This window comes from Pseudomonas graminis, from assembly GCF_900111735.1.
Classification (GTDB): domain Bacteria; phylum Pseudomonadota; class Gammaproteobacteria; order Pseudomonadales; family Pseudomonadaceae; genus Aquipseudomonas; species Aquipseudomonas graminis.
Map to the genome: position 1 here is coordinate 12,737 of NZ_FOHW01000046.1, position 16,260 is coordinate 28,996.

Sequence of the window (16,260 nt, forward strand, 5' to 3'; positions counted from 1 at the left end):
TCGTGAGGGCCGTATCGACCTAGAGCGGATGCCCGGACATTCAAAACAAACGAGTAGATAATCGACTGCTACTCCAGCCATTTCCAGTGCGTATGAACAACCAATCTTCCCAACACGAATCCAGCGGTAGTACAGCATAGCCTTCCGCAGGCCCACGGTGCCCGGCCACTGCCCGTTGATGGCTATCATTATGTACGGATGTCCGGATTCAACGGCCCCCGGGCGTTAATCAACAAGGAATATTTGATGTCGGAAGGCAATTTTGAGGTGCTGCTTGAAACGGCCATGGCCGCGTTGATGAGCAAGCAGGAAGCATTACAGCAAAAATATGGTTTGGGTGGCATGGCGCGCTGGTGGCTCGATCAGGAAACCGCCTCCCTCAGCTTTTTCGATCAACTGGACAGGAAGGTCGCCGAAGCGCTGATTATCTATGTCGGCTCCTTGGTACCGAAGGAATCAAGCTGGAAATGGGCTTGGAGTAACCCCACCGTGCCTGATGCACTTCGCGAGCGAGCATCGCCGCTCAAGGAGCTACAAGCCTTTACGGGCTTTGAATTGTTTGGCGACGAAGAAGCGTTTCATATCGAGGATGAATCCATGGCCTGGGAGCTTGCTGCCTTTGCGGTTCAACACTTGAAAGCAGTGGGTTGTTACCGAGCGCCTTCTTCGTCCGATGGACCAACGATTTACTTGGCAATTACCGAGTTGAAGCGCATTAAGCACTGATGCATGAGCGCCCGGACACTGATAGGTGCTTGAACGAACACATAGTACCGGCTCACTGTAATGCCGTTGATAGGAGGCGTTTAGCCAAACTGTCTGCCACTGCGGGAAGTTCTCTGTCTGGCCTTACTCGCGAGTAAATAAGCCCCGACCAACGCTCGAACGAATCTCCTGTGCGGAACCAGATCTTGGACAGCTGCTTCTGGCCGCAAGCTGCCAATATGAAGGGCCGCTATGGGTCGAAAGCTAACGGTCACTTACGGCCAGCAGGAGTCGCTCACCGTCAACTGCCAAAGCCGCGCATTGACCAGTGTAATGCTCAAGGAGCTGAGCAAGGCGCCGATACTATCCTGAGATAAATAATGCTCACTGACCCGAGCCGTAAATCTAAGGAAGATAAATGCGTAAAACCTACCTAATCGCCGCTCTCATTTCCGTAACTCTTGGCGGATGCACCTCCACCCCTGCTACGCCGACGGCCCAAATCGACTACGGCCGTCAAAGTTATGAAGGCACCAGATTCGAGAAAGCAGGAAAGGATGCCTCTTCCCAGCAGACCATGTTCAAAGCCGACATTGATAGCTGCGAAGCCGAAGCCAGCCGAAATTATCAAGAGTCCCTCGCTCGTAGTGCCAAACTGTCGCAAATATACGGTCAAGCGCTGAGTCCTCAAATACTGGAGAAAATGAAGCGTCTCCAGGTTGGCGTGTGCATGACAGGTGACAAAGCATCGTCGAGTAAAGGCAAAGGATGGAGTGTTGTTCAGCCGGGCTAAAGGCGAGAAATATCTCCGAGCTCGTTATCGTCGTGAACGGTATGGGATTGTGAACGTAAGCAGCCGATCGGTGTGTCTACATACTCCGTGACGATTCACTCACCAGTCGGCGTTGAATAACCGCTGCTGGTTACAGAATATTAATGGAGTGGTGGATACGGAATTATTCGTCGCTCCGACTATATAAGGAAGAATGCTGTTGTCTGCTACCAAGGACCTCATTTCTCTACATCTGGATAAGGCAGCGGCGGAGCTGCGTGCCGACGCACTCGAGCAAAACCGCGGCCTCCACCTGGAGTTGCAAGAGCTCAAGGCGTCCAGCGCTCGACTGCTCCATGAAGTCCAGAGCTAGATCGGCAATGCCGAGGCGAAGATCTCCGAGCGGGCCATTGAGAAAACACTGTCGATTCTTCATCACATCAAGCAGTGGATTCTCGCGGTCGGAACCTTCATCACCTTGGCATTGGCCGTGGGAGCATTCTTTGGCTACAAGAACCTTGCCGACAGCCTGACGAATACCTTCACGAGCAAGGTCGATCGGTGGTTACGCTTCGAGGACGGTGATAGCGATGAAAGCAAGGCGCTTGATGCAATGCGCACCCAAGCACTGCAGGACGCCTACATGGTGCGTTTCGCCCGCGAGCTTCTGGATGGGGGCAATGGTTCATTGTCTCTGAAAGAAGCTGAGCTGCAGCGTTTACTCGCGATCCTTCAGGATCCGTCTTCGGACGTCGGGCAGTTCTCCGATGCGTTGACCATCATTACCCGTAGTCGTGGGCTGTTCGCGCCGCCCTGGATGGAGGACCCAACCGGTAAAGCTCTCGCCAAACTTGTAAACGACTCATCTTTGAGCCAGCACAAGCAGGTGTTGCTGTTGGAGCGGCTGAAGTTCGACCGTGCTTTCCTGCCGTTCTCGCGCACCCTCATCGCTGACGCAGATAGCGCTTGGTCTATGAAAATGCTGGCATTCGATAATCTCAAACTGTTCGAAGATCCCCAAGCCTTGGCGTTCGCCCAGGCCAATGTGAGCAAGTTGGACCGCTACTATCGCCCCAAGCTGGCGCTCTACATCGCGCAGAAGACAGGGTCTTATGCAGCGGTAAACGAATATGCACAGTTCCTGCGCCAGACAAAGCCCGAGTTTTGGCAGTCCGATTTTCTTAAACTGGTGGGAGGCCTGGGCGGAGTCTTGCCAAGCACTGGTGAGTTGCCGCTGGAGGATATCAGCGCCTTGATCGGTGATAGCGTGCTCTTGGGGGCACATTTTCGCCTGACTGATCTGATGGGTTCCAGACGCTTGGCGCTCGAGTTGGATGGAGGCTACGCGGCGCTGATCGAGCCCGGCCGCTGGCTCAACGACCCACGCGTGGTTGGTGCGATTATCCGACATCAGCCCCTTTCACATGATTGGTTGACCAGGGTGGTCTCGTTCTTTCAGGTCAATGACCAAGGTTACGAACTGGCGACGCTGCAACTAACGCTCCGAGACGAGGACCGCCTGTTCACGCAACAGGGTGACATCGGGGCTAATGACGTTCGTGGCCAACTGTGGTTGAGGGTTGAGGCCGTTCCAGGAGGACATCGCCTTAGCGCTACTTGGCGCGATGCGAACACAGGGCGGATATCGGCCAGCGTGATCGAGGCACCGCAGCGCTTGCTGAAGAGCCTTTTCCAACTGTCGTTTGATCCTCAGTTGTTGAAAAGCCTGACCTATCAAATTCCCGTCAATGAGGACTACTTATGATTTGAAGAAGCGCTCAGCCTTGCATGGGCTAGGGTGTTGAAGTTATCAGCGCGTATCGCCAGCCGGGCGTTCCCGACCGGCCACACCTTCGCACGAGTCGCGGCAAGGCTGAGCAGGGCGCTGAGCAGGTTAATCGAAGGCGGGAGAGGTGTTGACTGAGAAACGACAGCTCTCCGGAAAGCGATTCATTCGTCTCGAATTACCGCTTCTAGCTGCAAGCTGCCTCTATAGAGCGGCCGCTTTTGGCCTTTGACCTGAACAGTTCTCTACCAAACCAAAGACTACGCATGGGCCAGGTCGATATTCAACTGATCACTCACCTGCCCCCGCAGATTCGGAGATTTAAGATCCGAGCTCTGCAAGGACGAAGTTGAGGTTGTTTTCAATAAATCGGTAATCTGTATTCATGGTATATGTTCTTAAGTGTCAGCGGGGTGTCCGGTCAATACCCGGTATATCGCCGAATCATAAGCCCTCTTATAATTCACTTGAATCGAAGAAGCTTTCATGTAGTCGCGCATGTTCAAGACGCATAGCGCTCTTGAAGGTAATCGTCAATGTACTCTGCTATAGGCTTAACGGTACCCAATTCGAATAACTCACCGGTATTGCGGTCAATCAGAAATGGGCTATTTCCCGCTAACTGATCAGACGAGTCGCCAGTTCGTAAATACTCAGCTGATTGATAGCAAAAGAACCACCCCTCCGCGAACTCACCTTCATGCGTAATCTGCAAAGGTATCTCTGAATCCTCAAGATACTCTTTCGCCTTATTCAGAGCATATTCATAGTCGAACATCAATTGGTCCTCAATAACTGCAGCTTGTCGAAATTTAGTAGGTTTGCGGACTTTCCGGTCTGCCCATCCAAATACCGGACAGCACCGCTCTGATTGACAACGTTAAAAACATGCCCCGGCTGCCCTGGGCCGTACGAACCGAAAACGATCCCTCTCGCCCCATCCCCGGCTTCAACCATTTGCTGAGTAATCTTCTCAGGTGTTGTCGCCAAACCAAACTTGCCTCCAAACTGCCTCTCCAAGACACTAATCGGCACTCCTTTGGTTGATTTGATAGGCAACGCTGATGCAGGAGCCCCGGACAAGGTTGCATCAGTAGCAATCGAACAGTTAACACAATTATGGGTTCGTCCTGGCTCTGGGTAGCCTGGGTTCACCTTTTTTATTGATCCGGCCTTGTCTTCTACCTCACTCGCCGTCTTCTGAACCGGGCGCGTCTGTGGCAGCTCCAATTGACGTTGTGGTCCCATCCCACCTTTGAGTGGCTCAGCTTTTTGCAGATCGGGCCTACTCTTTAACGCTTCCTCATGCTTAAGCATCCACTGCCCGACGTTAGCGCCTTTCGGACTGGCGCCCATTTCTTGGGCTAGCTTGCCTGCGCTACCCCTACCACGCGTCAGGTATTCAACGATGGCACCTAGCAGCAGAACGACTACCTCTACATGGCCGAGTGCGATGTTATGGGCAGCGCTGTTCACAGCATAAGGGTCATCCTGGCTGAAGGGGGTCAATCCTTCTTCGCCGCGTGGGCCCTCCCATGCAGTTTGAATCCCGGTCAGGTAATACTCGCCGACGCGAGGTAGGCCTTCGACGAAAAATTCCGCAACGGACTGCAGGCCAAGTATTGTCAATATCCAACTGCTGACCTGCAAACCTACTGCAGCCCCGGCGGCACCCATCGGGGCAGCACCCACACCGCCGAAAAATGCGCCCACTCCTGCGCCGATGGCAGCTCCAGTCAAGGTACTACCTGCGACGATCATTGCCATCTGGGTCACCACATCAATCAAGTCGTCGATGATGATGGAAATTTCGAGGTCGGCAAAACGTCGGCGCAGTAAGTCTGCCGCCTGCCATTCAGCTTGATAGAACGCAGACCTGACGCTTTCGACACGGCGGATACTCAGGCTGAGGGACGGGGCAGGCTCGCCCCAATGGTTTCTATACTGGGTACCACCTTGGTAGCCCATTTCCTGCCTTATTCGATCTTCGATCTGATGCCACGAGGGCACGATGTGCCAAAAGAACATTCAACGTCTCCCTGACAATGCCCAGCTTGGGAAGCCGCTCGCTTTTTATCATGGTTAAGCGAGTGCAAGAAATTTGGAAACTGAGTATTTCATGACCCAAGCGGACACCCTAGATCCCAACCTCCCGCGATGACGTAGGACGCTTCTGAACTTAAGCAATAGGATCTGCCACATCTTGATTTCCCGGAGCGCTAAAGCTTCCTGTTTGCCGCTGCACTCGGGGCTCGGATGTGGCTCCAGGAACATCAGACCTGCCAGCAGTCCTCTGACGACGGCGGCCGGCGGTTTCAGTCTCTATCGTCTGGCATCCTCAAATCGGCGTTTGCGGCGGTGTGTGGTAGACCGATCCGTTATCTGACGAACCCGACGTCGCAGTGTGGAAGCTGGCGTCGTCATCCGAGGAATCACCCACCGGCACCGGGGTTTGAACCTGGAGCGGGGCAGGTGCCGCCGAAGATGCCGACTCAGGCCGTGCTGCTTCGCTGGAGGGGCCGCCGCTGATCGTCGGTTGCGCTTGCTCGCCCTTGAGGCTTGCGCGGACGCTGCCTGCTGGAGACTTGGTGGAGGAGGGCGCCGGGTTCTCCGGATTGGTGATCCGGTTGCCGGTGAGGCTGGTTCGCGGAAGAGAATTCGAGTCAGACGCCGCTCGTTGGGACCGTTGACTGGAAGGCCTGCTGACACGGGCTGGCTCTTCGCCGGGAGACTCACCCGGAGCGTCGGCCGGGTCTTCATGCACGGATTGAGCAGTCTCGGTAGCGCCTGTCGCGGGTTCCGCCGTTTTCTTGCCTTTCGACTTCAAGTCGTCAACCAGCTTGTCTGCGACTGCGACACTGGCGGCGTTACCGCCGAATACAGCAGCGCCGCCCACGGTATTGACGGCGTGTTTCGCCAATGAACCCAAGGCAGGGTGTTGCTTGCTCAAGGCGCTGACCGCCGCGCCTTTACCGGCTTCCAGCGCGGCGAAACCACCGGTCAGTGTGCTGACATTGGCGGCACCGGAAGGGGTGAAAGTGGCTTTGGCGGTTCTCGATATCGCCCCGAGCGGATCGGATACCAGTGTGCGGCCCGCGTCGGCCAGACGTCCCGCTCCGTTGGAGAGAGGCGTACGGACGGTTTTCGCGTCCCGCAATGCCTTCAACGCGTCGAACCATTCTGTTTCCTGACTCAGATCCTGTTTGGACTCGGCATCTCTGCGTCCCAACAGCAGCGCGGGACCACTGGTGCCTTGGTCGGTGCGCCGATTGTTAGCGAAGTACCCGGTACCGGTACCCGCAGCAAGACCTCCCGCGATAGCAAGGGTTGTGTCCACAAAGGGCTCGGCCTTCGGATTGATCGCCGCCACCACCGGGCCAACCGCCGTCCTGATGCCATTCCGGATCGTGAACGTCTGCGCCTCCTTGGCGTTCTGGATGGCCAGGTTCGCTGTGGTATCGATAGTCTTCAGGGCGACGTTCAACGCCTCATGCAGTTTGTCCGCAGGCGCATGCAGGTAGTACGCGTCTTCTCGAAGTTTCTTCATGGAAGCGCCGCCGACCTGATCCATCACTGACGCCGCCGCGAGCGAAATCGTGCCCAGGGCTGCCGCTTTTCCCACCGGGTTTTGTATGTTTGCCCCGATTCCCGTGATCGCGGGAATGGCCGCCTGGAGCGACGACGCCACCGCAAAAGGCACGCCGCCAGCCGTACCCGACACCATTGAAGCGTTGCGGTCCATTTTCTTGGCTTTTTCCATCAACGCTCCAAGCTCCTCGAACGAGATGTTCTCTGCCATCAGTTTGTCGACCCGGCTCTCGACGATTCGATCAATCTCGCCCCGGTGCGGCGATTCCGGATCCAGACGATCCTTGTAGGGCTGGAACTGACGGGTCATGTAGTCAGTGAGCAAATGCTTCATTTCACGGGCTTGAGTCAGCGCCGCTGCGCTGACCTCACCGGATTGCGGATGACCCTGCCCCACGGAAGCGTGGCCGGTGGCGGCAGTCGAATTTGACCGTTGCTGAAGTTCGATGGATGAGGGAACGGGGGGTTGCTGGCCAGACACGCGCATGGTGAGGTCCTCTCTGGTTCTGGGGATGCAGCGGGACATCGCTGCTATCAAGGATGGTTTTCCAGAGGGTGTGTGGCTCAACTTGCTATTCCGGTTCCTGCTCAAGCGGCGGTATTTGACGTTTGTGTTTCAGGGTGATGACCATTTGCTGACTAAGAAAGGACGCATGAACGGAGCCCGGTCCAGCCTCACCTTTATGCGGTTTCGTTTAAGGGAGGCAGGGCATGGAGCAGCGGAAGAGATGACGAGAGTAGTTCAATACCGTCACCTATCAGTCCCTGTCCATTGAGCATTCAACTCACCTGCGGCCCAGTCTGGTTCTGGATTTCTTGGAGAAGACATTTCTGGGTTCCCGGGAATTACTGGCGCAGCCCCCGCCGTCGGCGGTAGTGGTCGAATCCGGTCTGCGCATCGTCCAATACGAAATGATCGACTGCGTGAAAATCCAGGATCGGCGTTGAGCAGTTCGCAATCAACTGCTCGACCCGATCAACCGGCCACTGGCGTCGACCAATACACTCCAGAACCAGCAACGCACCGCAACCCGCTAGTCTGCGATGCTCAATACTGTGGATGCATTGCGCATGCTCGGCGATACTGACCGCGCGCAACTTAAACAGCACATGCGCCTGGGCGCTTATCCGCCGAAAGACATGGTTCCTGCCGAAGGGGTTGTGCCCTATGCGCTGTTTCATTATTGAGTTCGGTGTCGTTTTGGCGTCGTTGCAAAGGCCGGATGGCTGGCGGTAAATGGGGCACATGGGGCACATGGGGCAGCGGGAGTTGATTGGCGAGAACCCTCTCGCAGATGCCACGCCGACGATGGCCCGCTTCTGCACCTAAACCGCCTGCATGATTTACCGCATCGACAAGGCCGGCTTAGTTGGGGCTGGTGGAGCATCAGGAATTTGTGGCACATTGGCAGGGCTGGCGAATTCCGCGCCAACGCTCGTGCGGCGTTACTGGAGACTAAGCTTGGGTTTGCTGATGCCAGTGGGTTAATCAGTTGGTTGCGTAAGAGCGGCGGGCAGTTTGAGGTTAATCGCGACCCAGGGCAGATTGACAAGCAAACCCGATAAGATTTTCGTTGTTGACAGCTAGAGGTGTCGCAGGCAATTCTCGCTCCGCGCAGGTTTACTTTTACGTGCTGCTGAAGGCTTGAGCAGAGATACACCTCGTGCCATAGGGCTCGGCTTTGAGTAGGTGGATTGCGGACAGTCAGCTTTCGGCCAAATGGGACGCTAGCCCATAAACTATTACGGCACACAGCATACTTCGAGAAAAAACTGACGTGAGCCAGTAATAGCCTACCAGGCTCGACAAAGCCGATTAACCAACTTTTTATGGGCCAGTAATCTATGCTGTCAACCTATTACGGATGTGCTGTTTTGCAGGCAAAAAGCGGCGCTCGATATCGTTTAAAAGCTGTGATGGTCTAGTGCAAATGGTTATCGAAGAAAATCGTGAAGCTATGAATATTCAGCATCCTATAACTTTCGAAAGGAATCATCTGGTTTAGCTAGGATTATCGGGTTTTCGATGTTCTGTCTGAGCGGATCAGGAATCCGAAAAGTACTAACACCATACAGACTAATAAGACATTAAAGGACTTAGTAAATGCTGAGCAATGAGCGACTACTGATTTTGTATGTAATAAAGTTTGAGCAAGGCGGTGCCACGAGCGCGCGTTTGAAGATATGATAAAGTTAAAACAAATACTTAGTCAGTCAGATACTATCATATTTTTAGGTTCCGGAATCTCACTGTGGTCCGGTTTGCCAACGTGGTCAGGGATGATAGAGGAACTTGCAAAGTTTGTCGAGCAGGGAGTAGGTAACGCAGATTTAGTGCGGGCTGAAGCAAAGAGAGGTGACTTGCTGCAAGCGGCCAGCTACGGCTTCGACAAGCTTACAAAACAGCAGATCGGGGAGTTTGTACGTGCAGCCTGTCGATACGGAAAAGCTAGGCCACATGAAATTCACCGAAAGATTGTTATGTTGGGCCCGAGATGCTTTTTAACTACGAATTATGATGACTTGATTGAGCAAAGTCTCAGGGAATGGCAACCAGATAGGTTCTATCGCCCTCCTGTTACCAATCGACAATTGACCGAGACGGCAGAAATTGTGCATGCGAGGGCGGTAGATTTTATATTTAAGCCACACGGCGATGCTGCCGATAGTGAAAGTATAATTTTAACTAGGGAACAATATAGGCGTTTGTTGCCGCACGGCGAAAGTCAAGCTGCTTTAGAGTCGGTGAAGATGCTACTGGCAAGTAGGCCTGTTTTGTATCTTGGGTTCGGGCTACGCGATCCGGATTTCCTGTATGTCCGGGATTTATTGGCGAACACTTACAAAGGTGGTGTTCGCGATCATTATGCAATAATGGCGGATATACAGGAGCAGGAGGTTGATTACTGGAGGCGTAATTATGGGATTCACCTTATAGGTTATAGCACCATTGAACAGCCTGATAAGTCGAGAGACCATACTCCATTACTTTCACTTTTAGACGCTCTACTAGAGCGGCCTGAAGATCAAAAAAAATCATCGTTTGATCCTGAATCTTCAGATGTACTTTTGGCGTTAGCGCGTCATGCTGCTGTCTTATGTAGGCACCCTAAGCAACTCCCTGAGTTTCCAATCCGAGTCAGTCCTGACGGGGGAAGGAAAAGATTGGTAGGATTTAATGTGCAACGATTCAACTATGGATTGGTTGAGAAACTGCTCGATGCAGGGCCCGACCGGCTATTATTAATAGGCCTGCCAGGCGCAGGAAAAACATACGCTCTGCACAGAGCGGCGGCCGAGTTAGCCGAACAATTAAACAATATTTGTCTTTCGCAAGAGTTTATTAAAGAGCTGGTAGTTGTGCCGATAATCGTAGATTTAAAGTTATATCGTGGTGACTTGTTCGGACTTGTGAACCAGTCTTTACCGGAAAGTCTGCCGCTTGATAAGTTGATGAAATATTACAAAGTTAAAATCTTTGTGGATTCGTTCAACGAGATGCCGCGAGAGTTTTTAGAAAACGGGTCATATGAGCCTGATTTTTTGGATTTTGTGGCGAGGACAGGAGAGGCTTCTCTAGTAATAGGATCAAGGACCACGGATGGGTTGTCTCGTTTGGAGCTCCCAACTTTTCGTTTGGATTACATTGAGGGAGAAGCTGTCACGGCGGAACTTGCGCGTCTGGGTATCAGTTTTGAGGGAAGATTTAGCAAAGAGATGTTTCGGTTGATACAAAGGCCCTTTTATTTTCAGTATATTATTTCCAGAAGCATTGATTTGGCCCACGATTCACACCCTAAAGACTTCTATAGATGTTTGTTTGACAATGTCAGTCTAGCATTCGATAAGCGATTTGGTTTCAAGCTGGACATTGAGCAGGCTCTTTCTAATGCCGCGTACGCGGCACTAGATAATGGGGCTGAGGCCTTCCAAGTTACGAGCTTAATAGGCGAGCTAAGTAGTGCGTTGGTCAAAGATTGCAAGGTGACCTCTTTGGATATAATAAATTGGCTTGTCTCTGAATCCATTCTTATTCCATATATTAACGGCAGAATTGGATTCATTCATCAGTCTGTCACAGAATATTTGGCGGCTACTGAACTAGCCAGACGCTATACTTCTGACCCGCGACAACTAAAAGAAAAGCTGTCTCTGAGGCGGTGGGATCAAGGGCTATTCCTAACTCTAAGCTTCTTGTCGAGCACGCAATCGAAAAACTTTCTAGGCGATGTTGTTAAAGGTGATATGGCGTTAGCAATAAATGCCTCTAAATACATAGAGACGGGACGTGACGAAATTGTTTCGGAGTTGCTCAGTGCCCTGTACGATCTTAGAAGTCGCGACGGCGAGCTTTTGGGAAGAATCGAGACTGCCATTGAGTATGGTTTACAGGTTTCAGAGGTTCACGAGGATATTGTTCGCAAATTTATTCAGTTTGGGGACTCGCTTGGCGGGATCGCTGCTAGCCTTCTAACTTCAATAAAAGGCTCCGCGGTGGTGCAGGAAATCATTGAGCTACTTTTCCTCAATAGGCATGATTTTAATTTTTGCCTGAGAGCTGTTGATGGTTTATCTCAGTTTGTGACCGAGGAGTCTGTTGTATCGATAGCCAGTTTTGCTGATCAAATTCAAGCTCAGATAAACTCGAACTCAAATGTGGACTCCGAGCATTATAGTGGGTTCAGTATTGCAATTAGTATGCTTTTGCAAGAGATCGAGCTGCCCGCGATACTTACGCTGCTTCCTGCGGTGAGCAGTGAGACGGCAGCTAGTCAATACAGGGCCAAACTCTTATGCGAAATTCTCGGAGAGCATTCCACGCAAGAGGCTTTAGCCGTGGCAGGAGACCTATTGTTAAACGGCGTAAAGTATGCTGTCGAACCTGTAGCACGTATTGCTTCTGTCTCTGACCGGGATGATGACGTTGTCTTCGCTGGCTTTACGTACGCTCATGCAGTTCGCTTGCAAGAATTTATAGCAAGCCCATGGGCGAGCGATGCATTGAAACAATTATGTCGGGCGCGACCGGATATCGCGAATCAAGTAAAAATAGATGCATTGTCTAAAAGTGGGTTGTTGACTGCGCTTTTGTTGCACTGCGTAGATCCGGAAGACATGGAACCAGTTTTCTCTGAGCTCGCGAGGATAGCTGATCTTTCAGCTGAAGAGCGCCGGTGTCTGCCACTTAAACTTCTCGAAGATATTGATATAGATTGGGCGGGTCGTGAGTTATTGTTCCTTAAGCTACTTAGGGCGCGCGATATCAATTTGGCTAATCCTATTTTAGGCAATTCATTTCCAGTCTCTTTAAAGAATTTAGGTGATTTGGATATAGGAGATATAACTTGGTGGCTGGAATGGATGAGAGAGGAGTCTGCTACCAAGGATGGAAGCTGGTTTTTGTTTAGACTTGGGGACTTATTTGGTACTCACGCCATTGGCCAAGCCAGAAGATCTTTCGTTGAAGAGTTTAACTGCGGGTCAGAGTTTCGTCACATAATTTTAGATTATGTTCTGGAAAGGCTAGATGTTACGACAGATGAAATTGGCAGTGAGGCCATTTCATTTTTATTGGCTGAGCTGTCTCGTGAAAAAAGTGAACGCCGGCTAGGAAGCAACTTGCTTGGGGCTGCAGCTACTGAAAGCTTCATCACTGAAAGGTTGCTACCTCTGTCGATAGATGCACAGGACCCTCTCAGAAAAAATCTCTCAAGAGTGTTGGAGCGGGCAGGCGCGCGGCATGGGCGTCGTTATTTGATATAACCCGATGTAATACAAAAACAAAACTTAACCATGAGCGACGATGGGCCGGCGCTCTGAACTCCGGCCTTCAAGGATATGTGAGAAGATTTAGCAACTAAAACGCTAGTCGATTATGGCCGGAACAGGCTTGATTAAGGTTTGCTTTTGGCCGAACGCTACCGCTCACTTATGAGCGTGAAGCAGGTGCGCCTCACCGTTAGCCTCCCTTTGCCACTGTTTCCACTATCCGTGATTCGGGCGAATGCGTGGTAAAGAATGGCAGTCATCTCGGCGCATCTCCCCTCATTAAATCTGCATGCCGCGAATTTTGATTACACGCGGCGGCAGCTTCCACTCATCAGAATTACCACTGCCCCACCATACCAAATCGCAACAGTGTCTCCGGCGTGTCTAACGCACCACATCACCACCACCCGCTGGATTCCCCACCGCCACTGCTCTACATTGCACCATCACCAAACACCCGCCGAGCCCCAAAAAATGCCTGCCTCCCGCCCAACCCTCCACCCTCAAGTCCTTCGCGCTGGCGACGCCGTGGCGCTGGTGTCCCCAGCCGGTCCAGTCGCCGAAGCCCGGGTCGAGGCAGCCGTGCGGGAACTCACCTCCTGGGGTTTACGCCCACGCGTCTACGCCCACGCCTTGGACAACATCGGGTTCCTGGCAGGCACCGACGCCGATCGCATTTCCGACCTCAACGACGCCCTGGCCGACCCCGAAATCCGCGCTGTCCTGTGCAACCGTGGCGGCTACGGTGTGCAGCGCATCCTCGGGCAACTCGATTACGGCGCCGTGCTGCGAGACCCGAAACTGGTCGTCGGTTTCTCGGACATCACCGCCTTGCACGCAGCACTCTGGACCCACACAGGCCTCGCCACGGTTCATGGGCCGGTGGCCGCGCAGTTGGAGAAGGGCGGCATCTTCGCCAGCACGCTCAAGCACGCATTGATGAGCACCGAGCCTTCCATCATTCACGCCGACCCGGCAGAGCCCTCCTTCACCGTGCGTACGTCTGGAACGGTGGAGGGCGTGTTGCTCGGCGGCAACTTGAGCATGCTGAGTACCTGCATCGGCACGCCGTTCATGCCGGATCTGGAGGGCGCGATTTTGTTGCTCGAAGACGTCGGCGAGCTGGCGTATCGGGTTGACCGCAATATCACTCATCTACTCAATTGCGGGATTCTGCAACGGCTCGGCGGCATCGCGTTGGGACAGTTCAGCGAGCCGGGTCACGGCAATAACCCGATCCGGCCGCCCGATGTCTTGATGGAGCGTCTGGGCGAGCTGGGTATTCCGGTCCTGGGCGGTCTGTCCATCGGCCACGGTGACCGGAATCTGGCAGTGGCGTTGGGCAGTCGCGCGGTGCTGGACACCGAGGCGGGGACGCTGACGGTGGCCCCGGCCACGCGCTAGTACGACGATGACCGTTCTGGAAGCGACTTCGATCTAGCTATTTGCCATCATTCCGACGTCAACACCTTGTTTTGCCCCGTGGGCATTGCGAATCTTCACGGATATTGAATGGCCGTGCGCGGATGGCCTTGCCATGTGCGCCCTCAAGCTGTGGAGCGGAAACTGATGATTTCGGCCGTGAAGACGCGTTTCGCCAATCTGGGGATGGCCAAGAAGCTGGGCATCGGGTTCGTGCTGGTGCTGCTGTTGACCGCGCTGGTCGCGGCCATCGGGGTCTGGTCGCTGCGCTCGATCAGCGCGCATTTCGACAGCCTGAAGGCGATGACCGCACTCAACAGCGATGTGAATCGCGTGCGCCTGCTGGAGCAGGATTACGCCTTGCACGGCGATCCGAAGGTGGTCGATCAGGTTCACGCCGGGCTCGACGGCCTGAACGCCCAGGCGGAGCAGCTCAAGGCGGGCGCGCCGATCAACGAGCAGGTGATGGGCCAGGTGCAGCAGGCGCTGGCGGCCTATCGTGCGTCGTTTGACGAGTTCGTCAGCATCAGTCAGAGCAAGGACCTGGCGTTGGAAATGGCCAGTTGGTCGGTGTCCAGCGTCGCCAATAACCTCGACGTGTTGCAGGCCGGACTGGCCGATGATGGCGCCTACACGCTGAAGGATTCCCAAGGCCAGCAAGGCGCGGAGTTTATCGAGCAGGCCGGTCAGGTCAGCCAGGTTTCGAAACTCATGATGCAAGCCATGGACGAGGCCCGGGTGCGCCTCGACAAGAGCCGCAAGACGGGCTCGGGCGAGGAGGTCAAGACCGGCAAGATCGAGCAGGCGGTGCAGGCCCAGGAACTGGCCGAGCAACTCAAGAGCGTGATCAAGGACGCCGGTTACCTCACGGTGCTGACCGAGGTCGGCGGGCATATCAGCAACTTCAGCGACAAGCTCAACGAATACACCGGGCTGCTGGAGTCGGAGGCGAAGGTCTCGCAGCAACTGGCGAGCAACGCCAAAGCTGTGGTGCAGCAGGTCAATCAGGCCTACGACGCCGAAGGCCAGTCGATGCAGAGCGAGTTGCAGGCCAACTCGATGATGATCATCGGCTCTTCCGTGCTGGCGCTGTTGGTCGGGCTGATCGCAGCGCTGGTGATGACGCGCTTGATCGTCGCGCCGTTGCGCAGCGTGATTGCCACGGCCCAGCGGATTGCGGCCGGCGACCTGAGTCGCAACGTGAATGTCACCCGCAAGGACGAAATCGGCCAGTTGATGCAAGCGATGCAGCAAATGGGCGCGGGCTTGAGCACCATCGTCAGCGGCCTGCAGGCGGGCATCGAGCAGTTGGCGACGTCCGCCCATTCCCTGTCGGCGGTGACCGAGCAGACCAATCTCGAAGTCAGCAGCCAGAAGGAAGAAACCGAGCAGGTGGCGACGGCGATGAACGAGATGACCGCCACTGTTCATGACGTCGCACGCAATGCGGAAGAAGCGGCGCTTGCGGCACAGACCGCCGACACCAAGGTCGACTCGGGCCAGGCCGTGGTGCGCCAGAGCATGCAACGGATCGAACAGTTGGCCTCGTCGTCCCGTTCCGCCAGCGATTCGATCGAGAACCTCAGCGCGGAGATCCAGAACATCGGCACAGTGCTCGGCGTGATCAAAAGCGTCGCCGAGCAAACCAACCTGCTGGCACTGAACGCGGCCATCGAAGCAGCCCGGGCGGGGGAGCAGGGCAGAGGCTTTGCGGTGGTGGCCGATGAAGTCCGCGCGCTTGCCAAACGCACCCAACAGTCCACGGAAGAAATCGAGCGGCTGGTCACCCGGCTGCAAAGCGGTGCCCAGGCGTCAGTGGCGCAGATTCAGAGCAGCGGCGAGCTGGTCAAACTGGCGGTGAGCGATGCGCTGCAAACCGAAAGCGCGCTGGGCAGCATTGCCGCTGCGGTGTCGATGATTCAGCAGATGAACCAGCAGATTGCCGCTGCGGCGGAAGAACAGAGTTCGGTGGCGGAAGAGATCAACCGTAGCGTCACCAGCATCCGCGCCAGCGCCGATCACTCCGCATTGGCGATGCAGGGCAACGCGGCGTCAAGCATCGAACTGGCGTCGCTGGGGTTGGAATTGAAAGGCATGGTGGGGCATTTCAAACTGTAACTTCAGGCTTGGTAGACAAATGATCCTAGGCAAAACTGTAGGAGCGCGCTTGCCCGCGATTGCGGTGAGTCAGCCGACATTGATGCAGCAGGCAGATCGC

The 16,260-nt window shown here is 54.3% G+C and carries 11 protein-coding genes and 1 pseudogene; 8 read left to right on the plus strand and 4 right to left on the minus strand.

Annotation, left to right across the window (positions count from 1 at the left end; genetic code table 11):
- The first annotated feature begins 246 nt into the window (after nucleotides 1–246).
- The 4 genes from BMY98_RS23595 (at nucleotide 247) to BMY98_RS23605 (ending at nucleotide 3,242) form a co-directional block, all read left to right on the plus strand.
- Nucleotides 247–726, plus strand: a complete 480-nt coding sequence (locus BMY98_RS23595) for a DUF6882 domain-containing protein (protein ID WP_074892790.1) — start codon at nucleotides 247–249, stop codon at nucleotides 724–726.
- A 397-nt stretch (nucleotides 727–1,123) separates the two neighbouring features.
- A complete protein-coding gene (locus tag BMY98_RS23600) occupies nucleotides 1,124–1,498 on the plus strand; it encodes a hypothetical protein (RefSeq protein WP_074892791.1) in 375 nt (124 codons plus the stop codon).
- A 199-nt stretch (nucleotides 1,499–1,697) separates the two neighbouring features.
- Entirely contained in the window at nucleotides 1,698–1,850 is a 153-nt protein-coding gene (locus BMY98_RS27365; protein ID WP_175514209.1) for a hypothetical protein, read from the plus strand.
- A 105-nt stretch (nucleotides 1,851–1,955) separates the two neighbouring features.
- Entirely contained in the window at nucleotides 1,956–3,242 is a 1,287-nt protein-coding gene (locus BMY98_RS23605) for a hypothetical protein (RefSeq protein ID WP_074892792.1), read from the plus strand.
- A gap of 523 nt (nucleotides 3,243–3,765) precedes the next feature.
- Here the strand turns inward: BMY98_RS23605 and BMY98_RS23610 are convergent.
- The 4 genes from BMY98_RS23610 to BMY98_RS23635 form a co-directional block, all read right to left on the minus strand.
- Nucleotides 3,766–4,041, minus strand: coding sequence for a YrhB domain-containing protein (locus tag BMY98_RS23610; protein WP_074892793.1), 276 nt, complete (start codon nucleotides 4,039–4,041; stop codon nucleotides 3,766–3,768).
- On the minus strand, nucleotides 4,041–5,291 hold the full coding sequence (locus tag BMY98_RS27465) for a DUF6861 domain-containing protein (RefSeq protein ID WP_083398872.1): 1,251 nt from the start codon (nucleotides 5,289–5,291) through the stop codon (nucleotides 4,041–4,043). Before BMY98_RS27465 ends, BMY98_RS23610 begins: the two co-directional genes overlap by 1 nt.
- A gap of 310 nt (nucleotides 5,292–5,601) precedes the next feature.
- Nucleotides 5,602–7,161 (minus strand): hypothetical protein, encoded by a 1,560-nt coding sequence (locus BMY98_RS23625; protein WP_139214567.1) that lies wholly within the window; start codon nucleotides 7,159–7,161, stop codon nucleotides 5,602–5,604.
- A gap of 536 nt (nucleotides 7,162–7,697) precedes the next feature.
- Nucleotides 7,698–8,033: a hypothetical protein gene (locus BMY98_RS23635; protein ID WP_074892797.1), complete on the minus strand. Its 336-nt coding sequence runs from the start codon at nucleotides 8,031–8,033 to the stop codon at nucleotides 7,698–7,700.
- A gap of 1,098 nt (nucleotides 8,034–9,131) precedes the next feature.
- Here BMY98_RS23635 and BMY98_RS23640 point away from each other — a divergent pair.
- The 4 genes and pseudogenes from BMY98_RS23640 (at nucleotide 9,132) to BMY98_RS28215 (ending at nucleotide 16,160) form a co-directional block, all read left to right on the plus strand.
- Nucleotides 9,132–12,614 carry an SIR2 family NAD-dependent protein deacylase gene (locus BMY98_RS23640; RefSeq protein ID WP_175514210.1) on the plus strand — a complete coding sequence of 1,161 codons (3,483 nt, stop codon included), beginning with the start codon at nucleotides 9,132–9,134 and terminating at the stop codon, nucleotides 12,612–12,614.
- A 480-nt stretch (nucleotides 12,615–13,094) separates the two neighbouring features.
- On the plus strand, nucleotides 13,095–14,024 hold the full coding sequence (locus BMY98_RS23645) for a S66 peptidase family protein (RefSeq protein ID WP_074892799.1): 930 nt from the start codon (nucleotides 13,095–13,097) through the stop codon (nucleotides 14,022–14,024).
- 1,137 nt (nucleotides 14,025–15,161) lie between these two features.
- Nucleotides 15,162–15,251, plus strand: a pseudogene (locus BMY98_RS28210) (HAMP domain-containing protein); the annotation flags it as partial.
- Nucleotides 15,252–15,455: 204 nt separating this feature from the next.
- Complete coding sequence (locus tag BMY98_RS28215) at nucleotides 15,456–16,160, plus strand: methyl-accepting chemotaxis protein (protein ID WP_425438904.1); 705 nt, start codon at nucleotides 15,456–15,458, stop codon at nucleotides 16,158–16,160.
- Nucleotides 16,161–16,260 lie beyond the last annotated feature (100 nt).

Excerpts from the sequence above, each read along its gene's own strand:
- BMY98_RS23635 (WP_074892797.1), bottom strand. The coding sequence starts at position 8,033 with ATGAAACAGCGCATAGGGCACAACCCCTTCGGCAGGAACCATGTCTTT.
- BMY98_RS23640 (WP_175514210.1), top strand. The coding sequence starts at position 9,132 with ATGATAGAGGAACTTGCAAAGTTTGTCGAGCAGGGAGTAGGTAACGCA.
- BMY98_RS23645 (WP_074892799.1), top strand. The coding sequence starts at position 13,095 with ATGCCTGCCTCCCGCCCAACCCTCCACCCTCAAGTCCTTCGCGCTGGC.
- BMY98_RS23595 (WP_074892790.1), top strand. The coding sequence starts at position 247 with ATGTCGGAAGGCAATTTTGAGGTGCTGCTTGAAACGGCCATGGCCGCG.
- BMY98_RS23625 (WP_139214567.1), bottom strand. The coding sequence starts at position 7,161 with ATGACCCGTCAGTTCCAGCCCTACAAGGATCGTCTGGATCCGGAATCG.
- BMY98_RS23600 (WP_074892791.1), top strand. The coding sequence starts at position 1,124 with ATGCGTAAAACCTACCTAATCGCCGCTCTCATTTCCGTAACTCTTGGC.
- BMY98_RS27465 (WP_083398872.1), bottom strand. The coding sequence starts at position 5,291 with ATGTTCTTTTGGCACATCGTGCCCTCGTGGCATCAGATCGAAGATCGA.
- BMY98_RS28215 (WP_425438904.1), top strand. The coding sequence starts at position 15,456 with ATGACCGCCACTGTTCATGACGTCGCACGCAATGCGGAAGAAGCGGCG.
- BMY98_RS23610 (WP_074892793.1), bottom strand. The coding sequence starts at position 4,041 with ATGTTCGACTATGAATATGCTCTGAATAAGGCGAAAGAGTATCTTGAG.